18 protein-coding genes are annotated in these 17032 nt (G+C 61.7%); 9 read left to right on the forward strand and 9 right to left on the reverse strand.

The window, feature by feature from the left end; genetic code table 11:
• The first annotated feature begins 69 nt into the window (after positions 1-69).
• From ACMGE0_RS05425 to prmB, 3 genes are all read left to right on the forward strand, one after another.
• Positions 70-2448, forward strand: a complete 2379-nt coding sequence (locus ACMGE0_RS05425) for a putative bifunctional diguanylate cyclase/phosphodiesterase (protein ID WP_436814841.1) — start codon at positions 70-72, stop codon at positions 2446-2448.
• Positions 2449-2548: 100 nt separating this feature from the next.
• Positions 2549-3277: an aminoacyl-tRNA hydrolase gene (gene pth, locus ACMGE0_RS05430; protein WP_436814842.1), complete on the forward strand. Its 729-nt coding sequence runs from the start codon at positions 2549-2551 to the stop codon at positions 3275-3277.
• Between the two features lie 43 nt (positions 3278-3320).
• On the forward strand, positions 3321-4256 hold the full coding sequence (prmB, locus tag ACMGE0_RS05435; protein ID WP_436814843.1) for a 50S ribosomal protein L3 N(5)-glutamine methyltransferase: 936 nt from the start codon (positions 3321-3323) through the stop codon (positions 4254-4256).
• Positions 4257-4285: 29 nt separating this feature from the next.
• On the opposite strand, the gene clpS is transcribed toward prmB, so the two are convergent.
• The 3 genes from clpS to ACMGE0_RS05450 all read right to left on the reverse strand — a co-directional run bounded on the left by clpS (position 4286) and on the right by ACMGE0_RS05450 (position 5351).
• Positions 4286-4594: an ATP-dependent Clp protease adapter ClpS gene (gene clpS, locus ACMGE0_RS05440; protein ID WP_085425153.1), complete on the reverse strand. Its 309-nt coding sequence runs from the start codon at positions 4592-4594 to the stop codon at positions 4286-4288.
• A gap of 101 nt (positions 4595-4695) precedes the next feature.
• Entirely contained in the window at positions 4696-5097 is a 402-nt protein-coding gene (locus ACMGE0_RS05445) for a type II toxin-antitoxin system VapC family toxin (protein WP_436814844.1), read from the reverse strand.
• Positions 5094-5351 carry an AbrB/MazE/SpoVT family DNA-binding domain-containing protein gene (locus tag ACMGE0_RS05450; protein WP_436814845.1) on the reverse strand — a complete coding sequence of 86 codons (258 nt, stop codon included), beginning with the start codon at positions 5349-5351 and terminating at the stop codon, positions 5094-5096. Before ACMGE0_RS05450 ends, ACMGE0_RS05445 begins: the two co-directional genes overlap by 4 nt.
• Before the next feature lie 144 nt (positions 5352-5495).
• On the opposite strand from ACMGE0_RS05450, the gene ychF reads away from it, so the two are divergent.
• From ychF to ACMGE0_RS05465, 3 genes are read left to right on the forward strand one after another with little or no spacing between them, the layout of a single operon-like run.
• Positions 5496-6599, forward strand: a complete 1104-nt coding sequence (gene ychF, locus ACMGE0_RS05455; RefSeq protein ID WP_436814846.1) for a redox-regulated ATPase YchF — start codon at positions 5496-5498, stop codon at positions 6597-6599.
• Positions 6600-6619: 20 nt separating this feature from the next.
• Entirely contained in the window at positions 6620-7090 is a 471-nt protein-coding gene (locus tag ACMGE0_RS05460; RefSeq protein ID WP_436814847.1) for a MaoC family dehydratase, read from the forward strand.
• Positions 7087-7554, forward strand: a complete 468-nt coding sequence (locus tag ACMGE0_RS05465; protein ID WP_436814848.1) for a MaoC family dehydratase — start codon at positions 7087-7089, stop codon at positions 7552-7554. Before ACMGE0_RS05460 ends, ACMGE0_RS05465 begins: the two co-directional genes overlap by 4 nt.
• Positions 7555-7733: 179 nt before the next feature.
• On the opposite strand, the gene ACMGE0_RS05470 is transcribed toward ACMGE0_RS05465, so the two are convergent.
• The 4 genes from ACMGE0_RS05470 to petA all read right to left on the reverse strand — a co-directional run bounded on the left by ACMGE0_RS05470 (position 7734) and on the right by petA (position 11184).
• The gene (locus tag ACMGE0_RS05470) at positions 7734-8273 is read right to left on the reverse strand and encodes an adenine phosphoribosyltransferase (RefSeq protein WP_436814849.1); all 540 of its coding nucleotides are present in this window, start codon (positions 8271-8273) and stop codon (positions 7734-7736) included.
• A gap of 112 nt (positions 8274-8385) precedes the next feature.
• Positions 8386-9273: a cytochrome c1 gene (locus ACMGE0_RS05475; RefSeq protein ID WP_436814850.1), complete on the reverse strand. Its 888-nt coding sequence runs from the start codon at positions 9271-9273 to the stop codon at positions 8386-8388.
• Between the two features lie 28 nt (positions 9274-9301).
• Positions 9302-10591: a cytochrome b gene (locus ACMGE0_RS05480; protein ID WP_436814851.1), complete on the reverse strand. Its 1290-nt coding sequence runs from the start codon at positions 10589-10591 to the stop codon at positions 9302-9304.
• Positions 10592-10605: 14 nt separating this feature from the next.
• Entirely contained in the window at positions 10606-11184 is a 579-nt protein-coding gene (petA, locus tag ACMGE0_RS05485) for a ubiquinol-cytochrome c reductase iron-sulfur subunit (RefSeq protein WP_436814852.1), read from the reverse strand.
• Positions 11185-11562: 378 nt separating this feature from the next.
• Here petA and ACMGE0_RS05490 point away from each other — a divergent pair, with 378 nt between their 5' ends.
• Positions 11563-12507, forward strand: a complete 945-nt coding sequence (locus ACMGE0_RS05490; protein ID WP_436814853.1) for an endonuclease/exonuclease/phosphatase family protein — start codon at positions 11563-11565, stop codon at positions 12505-12507.
• A 3-nt stretch (positions 12508-12510) separates the two neighbouring features.
• On the opposite strand, the gene ACMGE0_RS05495 is transcribed toward ACMGE0_RS05490, so the two are convergent.
• On the reverse strand, positions 12511-14373 hold the full coding sequence (locus ACMGE0_RS05495; RefSeq protein WP_436815067.1) for an ABC transporter ATP-binding protein: 1863 nt from the start codon (positions 14371-14373) through the stop codon (positions 12511-12513).
• Positions 14374-14525: 152 nt separating this feature from the next.
• Here ACMGE0_RS05495 and ACMGE0_RS05500 point away from each other — a divergent pair, with 152 nt between their 5' ends.
• Entirely contained in the window at positions 14526-14786 is a 261-nt protein-coding gene (locus ACMGE0_RS05500) for a CopG family ribbon-helix-helix protein (RefSeq protein WP_436814854.1), read from the forward strand.
• Positions 14786-15067: a type II toxin-antitoxin system RelE/ParE family toxin gene (locus tag ACMGE0_RS05505; protein ID WP_436814855.1), complete on the forward strand. Its 282-nt coding sequence runs from the start codon at positions 14786-14788 to the stop codon at positions 15065-15067. The genes ACMGE0_RS05500 and ACMGE0_RS05505 overlap by 1 nt, the downstream gene beginning before the upstream one ends.
• Before the next feature lie 32 nt (positions 15068-15099).
• On the opposite strand, the gene ACMGE0_RS05510 is transcribed toward ACMGE0_RS05505, so the two are convergent.
• Complete coding sequence (locus ACMGE0_RS05510) at positions 15100-16953, reverse strand: ABC transporter ATP-binding protein (RefSeq protein ID WP_436814856.1); 1854 nt, start codon at positions 16951-16953, stop codon at positions 15100-15102.
• Positions 16954-17032 lie beyond the last annotated feature (79 nt).

Here is a 17032-nt window from a genome sequence, read left to right on the forward strand (position 1 = left end):
ACGATGCGCACGGCTTGAGAATGAAGGATACGATCCGGGACAACCGGAGGACGAGGGCGGGGAAGACGGATGACTCATTCCGTTGAGAGTCGTTTCATTGCGATTATTTCGGGCGCCCTGCTGGTCGTCGTCGCCCCACTGTTCACGCTGTTCCTGGCGCTTTCGTCCCAGCAGGCGGCGCGAAACCTCACCGAGCACGTCAACGTCGTGCTGGTCACCAATTCGCAGGCGCTCGGCAAGCCGCTGTGGGAGATCGATAGGGACAGCATTCACCAGATCGCGTCCATGCTCGTCGCCGATCCCGCCATAGGCGGCGTGCAGATCAGCGACAATGCGGGCAAGCTGAATATTTCCGAAGTCGACGTCAACCCGGCGGATTTCCGGGGCCTGGAATCGATATCCGAGCCGATCTTCTACAAATCGCCCCAGGGCACCCGCAATATCGGCAGCATCACCGTCTACGTGCCGAAGCTCGGCTGGTTCTCGGCCCTGCACCAGATGGAGATGGCTTTCATCTCCATCTTCATCATCGCCATTCTGACCGTTTTCGGCGCGGCCATCCTCGGCAACCGCATCATGGTCATCAAGCCGTTGATGCGGCTGACCGCCGCCATCGAGGCGACGCGAAGACTTGGCTCGCGCCACCACGTCGACTGGCGATCGAACGACGAGATGGGGCGTCTCGCCAAGAGCTTCAACGAAATGCAGACGCTGCTGGAGCGCGAGGAGCGCGAACTGAAACGGGCGCATCAGCAGACCACGGATATCTACAACCTGACGCCTGCAATGCTCTTCTCGCTGACGGCGAACGATCAGATCGCCGCAGTCAGCGACTATTGGCTGCTCGCCACCGGCTATCGCCGCGAGGACATCATCGGCCATCCCTTTTCCGAGCTCGTGGCCGCCGCCGACCGTCATGTCTATGGAAAGCGCAAGGCGCAGGCGAAGGCAAACGGCGCGGCGATCGAAGTCACCGTACGCTTCGTCTGCGCCGACGGCCGCATGATGGACGTGCTGATCGTCGAAACGGAGCTTGGCGCGGCCGGCGGCAGCATTCCCGGCTCGCTCAGCGTCATGACCGACGTCACCGAACTGAAACAGTCGGAACTGCGCAACCATCAGCAGGCGATCTCCGACCATCTGACCGGGCTCCTGAACCGGCAGGGGTTCGAAGCGATGCTCGACCGGACGATCACGGAGGCGGACAAGGCTGCGACCGAAGTCGCATGCCTTTTCGTCGATCTCGACCGTTTCAAGGCGATCAACGACAATTTCGGCCATGCGGCGGGAGACGCCGTGCTCTGCCAGTTCGTCGAGCGGACGAAGCCCCTGCTGTATGGCACCGACAGCGCCTCGCGCCTCGGCGGCGACGAATTTGCCATTCTGATCGCCGGCGAAGGTGCCGAACGTCGCGCGACCGAACTCGCCCAGCAGATCGTTGACATGCTCGAGGTGCCGTTCCGCGTCCAGGGTACGAGCGTGCGGCTGAGCGCCTCGATCGGCCTCGCCTTCTATCCGAACCACGCGACCAGCGCCGCCGAGCTTCTGCAGAAATCGGACATGGCCATGTATGCCCGCAAGCGCGACGGCAAGAACGGTGCGCAGGTCTACGATCCGGCAATCCTCGACCAGGCGCGGGAGCGCGCCGAGATCGAGAGCGATATCGAGGTCGGCATTGCGGCAAGCTGGTTCGAGGCGCATTTCCAGCCGATCGTCGACATCGAGACCGGCATACCCTCCGGCTTCGAAGCGCTGATGCGCATGCGCCACCCGCGCAAGGGGCTCATGTCGCCGGCGGGCATCGTCAGCGTTGCCGAAGAAACCGGCACGATCAGCCAGATCGGCAATCTCATCCTGGAAGACGCGATCGGGAATCTTGCCCGGGTCTCCCGCCTGCCCGGCATGGGCGATATCTATGTCGCCGTCAACTTCTCGCCGCTGCAGTTCGAGCCCGGCCTGCCGGCGCGGCTGGCTGGCCTGCTTGGGCGATACGGGATAGAGCCGTCGCGCCTCGTCGTGGAGATCACCGAAGCCGTGCTCATGCACGACAATCCCGAAATCCGCACCATCCTCAACGAAATCCAGCGTTTCGGCTGCCGTATCGCACTCGACGACTTCGGCACCGGCTATTCGTCGCTGAGCTACATGAGCCGCTTCCCGGTCGACATCGTCAAGATCGACCAGTCCTTCGTGCGCTCGCTGACCGACAAGGCGGACGATGTCGGCAGCAAGAACCGGATGCTGGTCGAAGGCATCAGCGCCATCTCGCACAAGATGAACTGCAAGGTCGTCGCCGAGGGCGTCGAGACGGAAGAGCAGCGCATGCTGCTCAAACAGATGGGCATCGACTATGCCCAGGGGTATCTTTTCTCCAAGCCCCGCGAAATTTCCGATCTGCTTTTGACCCTGTCCGCCCAGAGGGCGGAAATGAAGTCCATGGCGAGCTAGGAATACAGCCTCCATCGAAAGCCGCCTTGCTGCCATAAAACGGGTTGACTTTATCGGCGTTTCGCGTTGGTGAAGGCCAGCACCAAGAATGGATTTCTCCATGCTCATCATCGCAGGTCTCGGCAATCCCGGTTCCAAATATGCGGGCAACCGCCACAATATCGGCTTCATGGCGGTGGATGCGATCCAGCGGCGGCCGGGCTTTTCGCCCTGGTCGAAGAAATTCAAGGCGGAGATTTCCGAAGGCGAGCTTGCCGGCGAGAAGGTCCTGCTGATGAAGCCGCAGACCTTCATGAACCTTTCCGGCGAGGCGGTCGGCGAGGCGATGCGGTTCTACAAGCTCGGTCCGCAGAACATCATCGCCATCTATGACGAGCTCGACCTGCCGGCGGGCAAGGCGCGCATCAAGACCGGCGGCGGCCACGGTGGCCACAATGGGGTGAAGTCGCTCGACGCCCATTGCGGCAGGGAATACCGCCGGCTGCGCCTCGGCATCGGCCACCCCGGGGTCAAGGAACTGGTCCATAACCACGTACTCGGCGATTTCGCCAAGGCGGACCAGGCCTGGCTCTCCCCTCTCCTCGACGCCTTGGCGGACAATGCCGAAATGCTGGCGAAGGCCGAGGATTCGCAGCTCATGAACAAGCTGGCGCTCGCAGTCGGCGGCAAACCCGACGAGGAGAAGCCGAAGGCGGAAAAACCGCAACCGCCGAAACCCGCAGGCAAGTCGCATATCCATCAGGCTCGTGGCGGCGCAAAACCGAACCTCCCGACCACCGGCCCCATGGCGGACATGCTGAAGAAGATGTTCGGCGGCAAGGGAGAGTGACTTGCACCCGGTCCGCAACGACAAGCAAAATCAGATGCATGCCATGAACAAAACCTTGAATACGGATGATATCGCCGGCGAACTCGTCACGCTCCGCGACTACTGGCGTTACGCCATTTCCCGTTTCAACGCTGCGAACCTGAGCTATGGCCACGGCACGACGACCGCGAGCGACGATGCCGCTTTCCTGATCCTCGACTCGCTCGACCTGCCGATCGACGTGCTCGACCCCTTCCTCGACGCGCGCCTTCTGCCGGCCGAACGCCGGCTGCTCGCAGAGCGGATCGAGGCGCGCGTGACGACGCGCAAGCCCACCTCCTACCTGACCGGCCATGCCTATATCCAGGGCGTGCGTTTCCTGGTGGACGAGCGGGTCATCGTGCCGCGCTCGCATATCGGCGAGATCCTCTTCACCGAATATCTTGGTCAGGGCGGCTCCTCCTACCTGCCTGACCCGCTGAGCGTCGAAAGCGCGGTCGATATCTGCACCGGCTCCGGCTGCCTGGCGATCCTCGCCGGCAAGTTCTTTCCGAACGCCGAAGTCGATGCGGTGGACCTTTCGCCCGATGCGCTCGAAGTGGCGAAGCTCAACGTCGCCGAGCACGGCGCCGAAGAGCAGGTCACGCTTTATCAGGGCGATCTCTTCGCGCCGCTCGGCAGGAAGAAATACGATCTGATCATCACAAACCCGCCCTATGTCGATCATGATGCGATGGAAGGTTTTCCGGACGAATTCCAGGCGGAACCCGCGATGGCCTTCGACGGCGGCGTGGACGGCCTCGATATCGTCCGCCGCCTGCTTTCGGAGGCGCCGAAGCATCTCAATCCCGGCGGCGGGATGATCTGCGAGATCGGCTCGGGCCGCGAAATCCTCGAGGAGGAATTCCCCGATCTCGATTTCCTGTGGCTGGAAACGGCAGAATCGCAGGATGCGGTCTTCTGGATCGGTGCCGAGGCGCTGGGCGCGGGCGCCGGATAAGGAAATGAGCCTTCTGCCTCGGGCTCGCCCTACTCTTCCGGCTCTGTGGTGAACATCAGCGGGAAACCTGCCTCCTTGGCGAGGTCGATCGCTTCCTTTGCCTTGGTCTCGGCAATATCCTTGGCGCACACCACGACCACCGACGTGCCCATACGGTGGGCGGTCATCATCACGCGGTAGCCGGTCTCCTCGCTCATGCGGAACACGGCCTTCAGCACCATGATGACGAACTCGCGCGGCGTATAGTCGTCGTTCACCAGAATGACCTTGTAGAGCTTCGGCCGCTCCAGCTTGGGCTTGGTGATCGTCTTCGGTTTTAGGGTGGTGTCTTCGCTCATGGCGTTTCGCCTCCTGATGACGGCGTCCGACATTGGGCTTTCGAATTTATATCGCACTGCAACCGGAACATTTCAAGCAACTGCGCGATGTGGACGCCGGATCAGTCGGCGGACAGGAGGACGCATTCACGGCCTTTTGCGCGGATGATCGAAGCTGCCTGCTTATCGAAGGTGGCAAAGGTGTCACCACCGAGCTTGCGGCCTTCGAATTCGATCACGCCATCGGCGAAATCGCCGCCAGTTTCCAGGAACGCGAGACCGGCTTCGACTGCTCCGCGATCGAGCGTCACAGTCTTGACATTCATCCAGGTGCGAATTGCGTCGATCAAGTCGCTCTGCCTCTTCTTGTAAAGCCTCCGAAGGACCCACACCATCTCACATAGGGCTTGGTTCGGTATGGTCACTTCATTTGAAGCCAACAGAGCTTGAGCTTTGGGGCTTTCGACCGCGTGATCGAAAATCATCGCCCGCAAGAGGATGTTTGTATCAACGACCAGGCTCACTGCTCCGCCTCACCGGCATAGCTAGCTGCAATCGCCTCATTGATATCTTCGATCGAATAACTTCTGCCTGTCGTGTTTTTGAACATCCCAAAAACTCTTTCGATCGGCAGCTTGCCGGCAATGGGGTGAATTGTCACCTCACCCTTCGGGGTAAGATTGACATCGACTTCATCACCTGGCTTCACGCCGAGATGATCGAGGACTTCCCTCTTCAAGGTGATCTGCCCCTTTGCAGTAACCTTCAATCTGACCATGGTCATTCTCCTGCCTTCTAAAAGTAAGGTAAAATTGCCTTACTTGCAAGGTCGTCGTCACCATTGCCTGGCAAGCCTTGACCGCCCCGGCACTTTCCCCCATAGCCACAGCAACGAAATTTCAAAGAGACAGGGTCCGGACCTATGGGTTTCAAATGCGGTATCGTGGGCCTGCCGAATGTCGGCAAGTCCACGCTCTTCAATGCGCTTACCAAGACGGCGGCAGCGCAGGCAGCCAATTATCCCTTCTGCACGATCGAGCCGAATACCGGCGAAGTGGCGGTGCCCGATCCGCGCATGAAGAAGCTTGCCGACATCGCCAAGTCGAAGGAGATCATCCCCACCCGCATCTCCTTCGTGGATATCGCCGGCCTGGTGCGCGGTGCCTCCAAGGGTGAAGGCCTCGGCAACCAGTTCCTTGCCAATATCCGCGAGGTGGACGCCATCGTCCACGTGCTGCGCTGCTTCGAGGACACCGACATCACCCATGTGGAGGGCCGCATCGATCCGGTCGCCGACGCGGAGACGATCGAGACGGAGCTGATGCTTGCCGACCTCGAAAGCCTTGAGCGCCGCACCGAGCAGACGCGCAAGCGCGCCACCGGCAAGGACAAGGATTCGATGGCGGCGCTACCGATCATGGAGGCCTCGCTGCAGCTCCTGCAGGAGGGCAAGCCGGTCCGCACGCTCCTGCCGAAGCTGGACGCCGAGGAGACCCGCATTCTGCAGGGCCTGAACCTCCTGACCGCCCATCCGGTGCTTTACGTCTGCAACGTCGCGGAGGCCGATGCCGCAACCGGCAATCAATATACCGAAGCGGTCGCTAAGATGGCGAAGGAGCAGAACGCCGAAACGGTGATCATCTCGGCTGCGATCGAATCCGAAGTCGCCCAACTCCCCGACGAGGAAGCGAAGGAATTCCTCTCCGCGCTCGGATTGGAGGAAGCCGGCCTCGACCGCCTGATCCGCGCCGGCTACAAGCTGCTCGACCTCATCACCTATTTCACGGTCGGCCCGAAGGAAACGCGCGCCTGGACGATTGAGCGCGGCACCAAGGCGCCTCAGGCGGCCGGCGTCATCCATTCGGATTTCGAACGCGGCTTCATCCGCGCCAACACCATCGCCTATGACGACTTCATCGCCTATAACGGCGAAAACGGGGCGAAGGAAGCGGGCAAGGCGCGCGACGAAGGCAAGGAATATGTCGTCAGCGACGGCGACGTCATCCACTTCCGCTTCAACACCTGACGTCAAGGGCGGGAGGCCACATGACGGAAAATGGCTATTGCTTCGAGGATTTCGCGATCGGGCGGGTTTTCCCGCTCGCATCCAAACGCGTTACGGCTGAGGAAATCGTCGAATTCGCCGCCGAATTCGACCCGCAGCCCATGCATCTGGACGAGGCGGCCGGCAAGGCAAGCATCCTCGGCGGGCTGTCGGCCTCCGGCTGGCACACGGCGAGCATGTTCATGCGCATGATGTTCGACGGCTGGCTGTCGCGCTCCTCTTCGGAAGGCTCGCCCGGCATCGAGTTCATGGAATGGAAGAAACCGGTTCTGGCCGGCGACACTCTTTCCGGCCGCTCCACCGTGCTGGAATCCCGCCCTCTCCGCTCCCGCCCCGGCATCGGCATCGTCAAATTCCTGCACGAGGTGGAGAACCAGCGCGGCGAAGTGGTGATGCGCGGCGAGAACCCGATCATGATGCGGCTCCGCGAAGCCCGTGAGAACGCCGCATGAGACTGATCGAACTCTCTCCGCCAGGCAAAAGGATCACTACCGGCACTCTGCTCTTCACCGCCGAGGACATCGTCCGCTTCGCCACGAAATTCGATCCGCAGCCCTTCCACGTGGATGCGGAAGCGGCCAGGAACTACGTCTTCGGCGGGCTCTGCGCGTCGGGCTGGCACACCTGCGCCGGCTGGATGAAGACCTACATCGCCTACTGGCGACAGGAGGCGGCGCGGCTCGAAGGCGAGGGCATCGTCGCGCCGAAGCTCGGGCCCTCGGCCGGATTCAAGAAGCTGCAATGGCTGAAACCCGTTTATGCCGGCGACAGCATCACCTATTCCGTCACCCTGACCGAAAGCCGGCCCCTCGCCTCCCGCCCCGGCACCTGGATCAACATGACCGTCTGCGACGGCGTGAACCAGCATGGCGATATGGTGATGTGTTACGAAGGTACGGTGCTCGAATTCGCGTGAGGCAGGCGCCCTCCCTACTCTCAGACTGAAAGCCTCGAAAACTTCGATCGTCAGCTCGGGCCTGTCCGGAGCATCTGCAAACCCTTGACGTTTATAAATCCTCGGCACAAGGCTTAGGATGACGCCGAGTAAAAGGCGAGGTTCTCAACAAGCGAGGACAAACGTGCCCCGCCCTCCTATCAGTGACCGGCAAACTCCATCAGCGTCCGCACCTCGACGCCGAGCGCCTCCAGCTTCTTGCGGCCGCCGAGGTCCGGCAGGTCGATGACGAAACAGGCCGAGACGATCTCTGCGCCTAGCTGCCTCAGCAGCTTCACCGCCCCCTCGGCCGTGCCGCCGGTGGCGATGAGATCATCCGTCAGGATCACCTTCTCCCCCGGCTTCACGGCGTCCACATGCATCTCCATTTCGTCGACGCCGTATTCCAGGCTGTAGGCGATGCGCACCGTATCATGCGGCAGCTTGCCCTTCTTGCGGATCGGCACGAAACCGGCCGAGAGCTGATGGGCGAGAGCCCCGCCGAGAATGAAACCCCGCGCCTCTATGCCGGCGATCTTGTCGACGCCCAGGCCCGCATAGGGCTTCACCAGTTCGTCGACGGCCTGCCGGAAGGCGACGGCGTCGCCAAGCAGCGTGGTGATGTCGCGAAAGATGATGCCGGGCTTCGGATAGTCCGGGATGGAACGGACGGAGGCGGCGAGATCGGTTCTGACAGACATGAGACCCCGATGAGAGTGCGAAATACGGAGAGAGGAAGCCTATCAAGTCAGGCCCGTTTCCCCAACAAAAAAGGCGGCACCCGGCCGCCTTTTTGCCTTTTGAGGCGAAGCCTCAATGTTCCTTGTTGGCGTAGACCGACCTCTTCGTCAGGTAGATCAGGCCGGTGAAGATCACCAGGAAGACCATGACCATGAAGCCGGTCCGCTTGCGCTCCTCCAGATGCGGCTCGGCGGCCCACATCAGGAAAGCGGAAACGTCCTTGGCATACTGGTCCACCGTCTGCGGACTGCCGTCGTCATAGGTCACCTGATCGTTGCTGATCGGCGGCGCCATGGCGAGCGCGGCCGCATTGGCGAAATAAGGATTGTAATGCGTGCCCTCGGCGATCTCGGCACCCGCAGGCGGATCCTGATAGCCGGTCAGCAGCGAATAGATATAGTCCGGACCGCCTTCCTGATACTGCGTGAAGATGTCGAAGACGAACTGCGGAAAGCCGCGGGTGATACCGCGCGCCTTGGCGAGCAGCGACATGTCCGGCGGGGCCGCCCCGTTGTTCGAGGCAGCGGCGGCCTGCTCGTTCGGATAGGGCGACGGGAAGTAGTCCGAAGGCACCGCAGTGCGCTCGAACATTTCGCCGTCGTCGTTCGGGCCGTCCTGGACCTGGTAGTTGGCAGCGAAGGCCTTCACCTGCGCTTCCGAATAGCCGAGCCCTTCCAGCGTGCGGAAGGAAACGAGCTGCATCGAATGGCAGGCGGAACAGACTTCCGTATAGACCTTCAGGCCGCGCTGAAGCTGACCCTTGTCGTAATGGCCGAACGGACCGGCAAAGCTCCAGTCGACATGCTTCGGATGATTGATCGGATAGTGCGGCGTGCCGCCTTCCGCATGCTCCTCACCGCCCGCGGGTGCGGCACCGTGGTTTTCCTGTGCCATCGCCGAGGCGGCGCCAAGGCCTGCCACCAGGGCCAGCGACACGAGGCTTGCAACAAGCTTTTTCATATTTCTAATCCCTCTCGGTCGGCAGGCATCAGGCGCCGGCATGGCCAGGCTTGAGTTTTTCCATGTCGGACTTGTTCTTCTTTTCGAGCACCGCTTCCGTGATGGAGTTCGGAATGCGCCGCGGCGTCTCGAACAGACCGAGCAAAGGCATGATCACCAGGAAGAAGCCGAAATAGTAAAGCGTGCCGAGCTGCGACAGGACCACGTAGATGCCCTCCGCCGGCTGCGCGCCGAGCCAGCCGAGCATGATGGCGTTGGCGACGAACAGCCAGAAGAATAGCTTGTACCACGGGCGGTAGACGGCGGAGCGGACCTTCGAGGTATCGAGCCAGGGCAGGAAGAACAGGATGATGATCGAGCCGAACATCACCAGCACGCCGCCGAGCTTGGAATCGATCGGGCCGACGTTGAACGTGATAGCGCGCAGCATCGCGTAGAACGGCAGGTAATACCATTCCGGAACGATGTGGGCCGGCGTCTTCAGCGGATTGGCCGGGATGTAGTTGTCCGGATGGCCGAGATAGTTCGGCATGTAGAAGATGAACCAGGCATAGACGATCAGGAAGACCGAGACGCCGAGCGCATCCTTCAGCGTCGCATAAGGCGTGAAGGCGACGGTATCCGTCTTGGTCTTCACTTCGACGCCGGTCGGGTTCGTCTGGCCGGTCACATGCAGCGCCCAGATGTGCAGCACGACGACGCCGGCGATCATGAAGGGCAGCAGATAGTGCAGCGAGAAGAAGCGGTTGAGCGTCGGCTGGTCGACGGCGAAGCCGCCGAGCAGGAACTGCTGGATCCACTCGCCCACCAGCGGGAAGGCGGAGAAGAAGCCGGTGATGACGGTCGCGCCCCAGAAGGACATCTGGCCCCAGGGCAGAACGTAGCCCATGAAGCCGGTCGCCATCATCAAGAGGTAGATCACGACGCCGAGGATCCAGAGGATTTCGCGGGGCGCCTTGTAGGAGCCATAGTAGAGGCCGCGAGCGATGTGCAGATAGACGGCGATGAAGAAGAACGAGGCGCCGTTGGCATGCATGTAGCGCAGCAGCCAGCCGTGGTTCACGTCGCGCATGATCTTCTCGACGGAATTGAAGGCGACGCCGGTCGAGGCGGCATAGTGCATGGCCAGCACCACGCCGGTGAGGATCTGCACCACCAGCATGACCGACAGCATGGCACCGAAGGTGTAGGCGTAGTTCAGGTTGCGGGGAACGGGGTAGGAAACGAAACTGTCATGGATCATGCGCGGCAGCGGAAGCCGCGAATCGATCCACTTCTCGATGCCGGTCGATGGCTGGTATGTGGAATGACCGCTCATTGATATCTATCCCCTCACCCGATCGTGATCACTGTGTCGGACGTAAATGTGAAAGTCGGAATGGCGAGGTTCTGCGGCGCCGGCCCCTTACGGATACGGCCTGCCGTATCGTAATGCGAGCCATGGCAGGGACAGAACCATCCGCCGAAATCGCCGGACTGGCCGAGCGGAACGCAGCCGAGATGCGTGCAGGAGCCGATCATGACGATCCAGTTTTCCTTGCCCTGGCCGGCCGAACGGTCGATGTCGGTCGCTTCGGCTTCCGCCGGAAGGTTGGCGTTGCGGGCAACGGGGTCCTTGAGATCGGCCAAAGCTACCGCGTTGGCCTCTTCCACTTCCTGCTGCGTGCGGTTGCGGATGAAGACCGGCTTGCCGCGCCACTTGACGGTCAGCGACATGCCCGGCTGGACTGCGGCAACATTCACTTCGATCGAGGCGAGCGCCAGCGTGGAAGCATCCGGGCGCATCTGATCGATGAACGGCCAGGCGACCGATACAGCGCCGACCGCGCCGGCCATGCCGGTCGTCAGGTAAAGGAAATCACGGCGAGTAGGCTCGCCCAGTGTTTCGCTATGTGTCTCGTGCTCGCTCACGGCTCAATTTTCCTTCTCACGCATTCGCGAAAACCGCATTGCCCCCGTTCCGGCGAATCTCATCTGAACACAATTCGAACACAGATTCCCCGGCAATCCGGCGCGTTCTATGCTTGATCGCAAAATATGTCCAGCCTTGGCAAGTGCCGGAAGCCAGTTTGTCGCGGGAAAACGCGAAGCGTTCCGGCGCTTCGGGGAGGACCTAGCGAACGGCACAGGGAAAGCGCCGCGCGTTTCGTGTTTATCCCTGCAAAACCGGGGCCTTAGCGAGGATTTCGCGTCACCGTTAACCGCGCCGCCCGATGCCGCATTGCAACAAATCGGGTCGCATGGTAGGCCAGATGCAGGACAGAAGGCGACCGATCCGGACAGGCCCGAATGAGACAGACATTATCGGTTGCCATCTGCGTCATCGTGTCGCTCGTCCTCCTGGCAATCGGCACGCGCTACATCCACCCTCACTGGATTCTGGCGACGCTTTACAGCCTGCAGCTGCATGCGGCGGCGGCTTGCGTCGTTGCCATGGCCGTGGCCCTCGTCGTGAAGCGCCACTTCGTCACCTGGCTGTTGTTCGCCGCAGCGCTGCTCTTCACCTGCCATGCAGTTCTGATGGGCCGCGACTTTGCAGAGCCGGCGACCGGGGCGGATGCGAGCGCACCGACCTTCCGGCTGCTGTCCTTCAACATCCTCAACAGCAATTACGCCAATGCGGAGGATCTCACCCGGACGATCCTGTCTTCCGGCGCCGACCTGGTGAACATCATGGAGGCGGCGCCGTTGCGCGTCCACATGGAGGAACTTGCGAAGACCTATCCCTACCGGGTCGGCTGCGGCATCGTCACCCGGGACTGCGATCAGTTGATGCTGTCCAAGGTGCCGATCGACGCGCCCATGATCCGCACGCTCAGCGAGATTTTTCCCGAGCGCTTCATCCTGGCCAGGGTCACGATCGCCGGCACGACGATCAATTTCGCCGGCATCCACACCACGAAACCCTATTTCGACAATTTCCATTCGCTCGAGCTGACCAGGGCCGCTCTGGCGATCACCGAGACGACGGGACCGCTGCTTCTCTCGGGAGATTTCAACGCGTCCAGCCTCGCGCCGAACATGCGCCGGTTCCTGCGCGTGACACAGTTGAAGACCGGAGCATGGGAGCCCGCCACATGGCCGATCAGGGCCGGCGCCTTCGGCGTGCCGATCGACCACGTCTATGCCCGGGCACCGCTAAAGATAAAATCGGTGACACGACTTCCCGACGCTCACGGTTCGAACCATTACGGCCTCATCGCGGAGATCGCCATCACCGGCCCCGCGCGATAGAAGCTACTGCGCCGCGTCCGCGGCCAGGAACCCGCCCGATTGCCGCGCCCAGAGTTCGGCATAAAGCCCGCCGCGCGCGATCAGCTCGTTGTGAGTGCCTTCCTCGATGATCCGGCCCTTGTCCATCACGACGAGCCGGTCGAGGGCAGCGATGGTCGAGAGCCTGTGGGCGATGGCCATCACGGTCTTGCCATGCATCAGCCGCTCCAGATTGGACTGGATCGCCGCCTCGACTTCGGAATCGAGCGCCGACGTCGCCTCGTCCAGCACCAGGATCGGCGCATCCTTGAGCATGACGCGGGCGATCGCGATGCGCTGGCGCTGACCGCCCGACAGTTTCACGCCGCGCTCGCCCACATGCGCGTCGAACCCCTTGCGTCCGCGCTGGTCCTCCAGTGCGGCGATGAAGACGTCCGCCTCTGCCTTGCGCGCCGCCTCGACAAGCTGCGCCTCGGTCGCATCCGGCCGGCCGAACAGGATGTTGTCGCGGATCGAACGGTGCAGCAGCGAGGTATCCTGCGTCACCATGCCGATCTGGGCCCGCAGCGTTTCCTGCGTCACCCTGGCAATATCCTGCCCGTCGATCAGGATGCGGCCGCCTTCGAGGTCGTAGAAGCGCAAAAGCAGGTTGACGAGCGTCGACTTGCCCGCGCCGGAACGGCCGACGATGCCGATCTTCTCGCCCGGCCGGATGGTGAGCGACAGGTTGTCGATCACGCCCCTCGCCCGGCCGTAGTGGAAGCTGACGTTCTCGAAGCGGATTTCCGGCCGCTTGACGACAAGCGCGGCCGCATCCGGCGCATCGACCAGTCCGATCGGCTGCGAGATCAGCTCGGCGGAGTTCTGGATCGTGCCGATATTGCGCATGATGCTGTTGAGCTGCGTCATCAGCCGGCCGAGCAGGAAATTGAGCCTGAGCATCAGCGCCAGCGTGAAGGCGACGGCGCCGGAACTGATGAGACCCGAGAGCCACAGATGCACGCTCATCGCCGCCATGGTGACGATCATCGTGCCGGAGAGGAAGGCCATCGAGGCGCGTACGCGGGTCAGCATCCGCGTGAACGCGATGATCGTGTCCTGGAAGCTCTCGAAGCCGGAGCGCATGTAGCGGTCGTTCGCTTCGTCGCGGCCGAAGAGCCTCAGCGTCTGGATGTTGGAATAGGCATCGACCATGCGGCCGCTGATCATCGAGCCCGCCTCGGCCGAGGCCTTGGAATGTTCGCGGATGCGCGGCACGTAATGTCTCGCCAGCAGGGAGAAAATCGCCAGCCAGGCAACGACGACCACCGCCAGCCGCCAGTCGAGTTGCGCCACCAGCGCGATCGTCGACACCGAATAGATGCCGACGAACCAGACGCTTTCCATGAAGGAGGTGAGCACGTCGCCGGTCGCCTGCCCCGCCGACCAGACCTTGGTGACGATGCGGCCGGAGAAATCGTTCTGGAAAAAGGAGAGCGACTGACGCGACACATGGATATAGGACTGCCAGCGCACCAGATTGTAGAAGCCGGGCGTGATGATCTGCTGGTCGACCAACGCCGTGAAAAGCCCGATCAGGAAACGGCCGATACCCACGACCAGCGCCATGACGATCAGTTCGGTTCCGTGTTCGGCGATGAGCCCCGACCAGCCGTCGGCAGGTTTCGCCGTGTCGAGGATATCGACCAGCCGGCCGACATACCAGAACATCGCCGCCTCGACGCCGGCGGCGAGACCGCCGAGCACCAGCATGGCGAGGAAGGGAAGCTTGGCCTGGCGCACGTAGAACCAGATGAAGCCGATCAGACCGACAGGCGGCTTCAGGTCGTCCTGCCTGTCGAATGGCTTGATCCAGTTCTCGAAGGTGCGGAAGACCGAGCTCAGCATCAGCCGGATATAGGCGGATTCCCTCTCCCGGCAAAGCAAAAGCCGCCGGGACGCGGCTTACATTTTGTTAATGCCGGACCAGTTTCCCATGCCCTACAAAGAATTGGACGCAATCATAATCAATCACTATGATTGAGCTTAAGGAGAAGCCAATGGAAACGCGTGTTCTGACTGCCCATGTCCCCGTATCGCTGGCGGAAAAAGTCGATGAGCTGGCAAGCCGTTTGGAACGTTCGCGAGGCTGGATCGTGAAAGAAGCCCTGGCGGAATGGATCGAGCTCGAGGAGGAACGTCATCGGCTTACACTGGAAGCGATGGCGGATATCGACGCTGGCAACACCATCGATCATGACGCGGTCGAGAAATGGGCTTCCAGTCTCGGCACCGATAAGCCTCTCTCCCGCCCACTCTGATGGAACTGAGGTGGTCCTCCAAGGCGGTATCCGACCTTGATCGCCTTCATGATTTCCTGGCTGCGGCGAACCCTCCCGCCGCTGCTCGCGCCGTCCAAAGTCTCGTCGCTGCGCCCAAGAAGCTGATCCAGCATCCGCGGCTCGGCGAGAGGCTCGATGAATTCGCACCTCGTGAAATTCGCCGTCTTTTGATCGGCGCTTATGAAATGCGATACGAAATCCAGGGTAGCACGATCTTTCTGCTGCGCATCTGGCATACACGTGAGAACCGGCTCCGATAGTTCGAAGGCCCTGGGGTGAAAGAAGCGGCGGATTACTCCGCCGCCTCTTCCTCAAGCGCCCCATTCCCGATGAAACCGCCGGACTGGCGGTTCCAGAGATCGGCATAGATGCCGCCGCCTGCCACGAGCTCCTGATGCGTGCCGGCCTCGATGATCCGGCCGCGGTCGAGCACGATCAGCCGGTCCATCTCGGTCAGCGTCGACAGCCGGTGGGCGATGGCGATCACCGTCTTGCCCTCCATCAGAGCGAAGAGGTTTTCCTGGATCGCCGCTTCCACCTCCGAGTCGAGCGCCGAGGTCGCCTCGTCGAGCACCAGGATCGGCGCGTCCTTCAGGAAGACACGGGCGATCGCGATGCGCTGCCGCTGGCCGCCCGAAAGCTTCACGCCCCGTTCGCCCACCTGCGCATCGAGACCCTTGCGCCCCTGCATGTCGACGAGCCCTTCGATGAAGTCCCAGGCATTCGCACGCTTCGCCGCCTCGATGATTTCCGCATCGCTCACCTCCGGCTTGCCATAGGCGATGTTGTCGCGGATGGAGCGATGCAGCAGCGAAGTATCCTGCGTCACCACGCCGACCAGCGAGCGCAGGCTGTCCTGCGTCACCGTCGAAATGTCCTGCCCGTCGATGGTGATACGGCCGCCCTCCAGATCGTAGAAGCGCAGAAGCAGGTTCATCAGCGTCGTCTTGCCGGCGCCGGAACGTCCGACGAGACCGATCTTCTGCCCAGCCGGGATATCGAGGGTCAGCCCGTCGATGACGCCCTTCGTCTTGCCGTAGTGGAAATGGACGTTTTCGTAGCGGATATGCCCCTTCTTCGCGGCAAGCTTGCCTGCATCCGTACGATCGACCACGTCGTGCGGCTTGGTCATCATCGACATGCCGTCGTAGACGGTGCCGATGTTCTCGAACAGCGCCGAGACCTCCCACATGATCCATTGCGACATGCCGTTGATGCGCATCGCAAGGCCGATGGCGATGGCGATCGCGCCGATCGAGATGGCGCTGTCGAGCCAGAACCAGATCGACAGGCCGCCGATGACGAAGAGTGCCGTACAGTTGTAGAAATATACGAGCACCTGGAAGCTGGTCACCTTGCGCATCTGCTCGTGCACGGTTTCCAGGAAGATGTTCATCGCATCCTTGGCGTAGGCCTCTTCGCGGCCTGCATGCGAGAACAGCTTGACGGTCGCGATGTTCGTATAGCTGTCCACCACCCGGCCGGTCATCATCGAGCGCGCATCCGCCTGTTCCGCCGAAATCTTGCGAAGACGCGGCACGTAATAGGCGACGGTCACCGAATAGACGATGATCCAGACGACGAGCGGCGCCGCAAGGCGAAGGTCGGCCGACGCGACGATCGCGATCATCGAGACGAAATAGGTGACGACGTAGACGAAGACGTCGAGCACCTTCATCACGGTCTCGCGGATGGCGAGCGATGTCTGCATCACCTTGGTCGAGACGCGCCCCGCGAACTCGTTGGCGAAGAACGTCATCGAGTGCCTGAGCAGGAAGCGGTGCATCTGCCAGCGGGCGATCATCGGGAAATTGCCCATCAGGATCTGGTGCATGATGAGCGCGTTGAGGCCCGCTACCGCCGGCAGCCCGATGAGCACGACGAACGCCATCAGGAAAAGCTTCGGGCCTTCCGTTTCCAGAAAGGTCGTGCGGTCGGCATGCGACAGCCAGTCGACGATATCGCCGAGGAACTGGAACAGCGCCACTTCCCCGATCGCGATCAGCATCGTGCAGGTCGACATGATAACGAGCCATGGCCAGACCGGCTTGGTATAATGCCACAGAAAGGCCAGAAGGCCGGAGGGCGGTAACGTAGGCGTCTCATCCGGATAGGGATTGATGCGCCGTTCGAACCACGAGAACATGGAAAAGCTCCGTAAGTCGGACTGCCGTCCTGCCCTGCGTCACGTCATGCGGACCACGGGCCGGGCGGCGAACGTTCAA

The organism is Neorhizobium descurainiae, from assembly GCF_051400715.1.
Classification (GTDB): Bacteria; Pseudomonadota; Alphaproteobacteria; order Rhizobiales; family Rhizobiaceae; genus Neorhizobium.

Excerpts from the sequence above, each read along its gene's own strand:
- ACMGE0_RS05425 (WP_436814841.1), top strand. The coding sequence starts at position 70 with ATGACTCATTCCGTTGAGAGTCGTTTCATTGCGATTATTTCGGGCGCC.
- pth (WP_436814842.1), top strand. The coding sequence starts at position 2,549 with ATGCTCATCATCGCAGGTCTCGGCAATCCCGGTTCCAAATATGCGGGC.
- prmB (WP_436814843.1), top strand. The coding sequence starts at position 3,321 with ATGAACAAAACCTTGAATACGGATGATATCGCCGGCGAACTCGTCACG.
- clpS (WP_085425153.1), bottom strand. The coding sequence starts at position 4,594 with ATGAGCGAAGACACCACCCTAAAACCGAAGACGATCACCAAGCCCAAG.
- ACMGE0_RS05450 (WP_436814845.1), bottom strand. The coding sequence starts at position 5,351 with ATGGTCAGATTGAAGGTTACTGCAAAGGGGCAGATCACCTTGAAGAGG.
- ychF (WP_436814846.1), top strand. The coding sequence starts at position 5,496 with ATGGGTTTCAAATGCGGTATCGTGGGCCTGCCGAATGTCGGCAAGTCC.
- ACMGE0_RS05460 (WP_436814847.1), top strand. The coding sequence starts at position 6,620 with ATGACGGAAAATGGCTATTGCTTCGAGGATTTCGCGATCGGGCGGGTT.
- ACMGE0_RS05465 (WP_436814848.1), top strand. The coding sequence starts at position 7,087 with ATGAGACTGATCGAACTCTCTCCGCCAGGCAAAAGGATCACTACCGGC.
- ACMGE0_RS05470 (WP_436814849.1), bottom strand. The coding sequence starts at position 8,273 with ATGTCTGTCAGAACCGATCTCGCCGCCTCCGTCCGTTCCATCCCGGAC.
- ACMGE0_RS05475 (WP_436814850.1), bottom strand. The coding sequence starts at position 9,273 with ATGAAAAAGCTTGTTGCAAGCCTCGTGTCGCTGGCCCTGGTGGCAGGC.
- ACMGE0_RS05480 (WP_436814851.1), bottom strand. The coding sequence starts at position 10,591 with ATGAGCGGTCATTCCACATACCAGCCATCGACCGGCATCGAGAAGTGG.
- ACMGE0_RS05490 (WP_436814853.1), top strand. The coding sequence starts at position 11,563 with ATGAGACAGACATTATCGGTTGCCATCTGCGTCATCGTGTCGCTCGTC.
- ACMGE0_RS05495 (WP_436815067.1), bottom strand. The coding sequence starts at position 14,373 with ATGCTGAGCTCGGTCTTCCGCACCTTCGAGAACTGGATCAAGCCATTC.
- ACMGE0_RS05500 (WP_436814854.1), top strand. The coding sequence starts at position 14,526 with ATGGAAACGCGTGTTCTGACTGCCCATGTCCCCGTATCGCTGGCGGAA.
- ACMGE0_RS05505 (WP_436814855.1), top strand. The coding sequence starts at position 14,786 with ATGGAACTGAGGTGGTCCTCCAAGGCGGTATCCGACCTTGATCGCCTT.
- ACMGE0_RS05510 (WP_436814856.1), bottom strand. The coding sequence starts at position 16,953 with ATGTTCTCGTGGTTCGAACGGCGCATCAATCCCTATCCGGATGAGACG.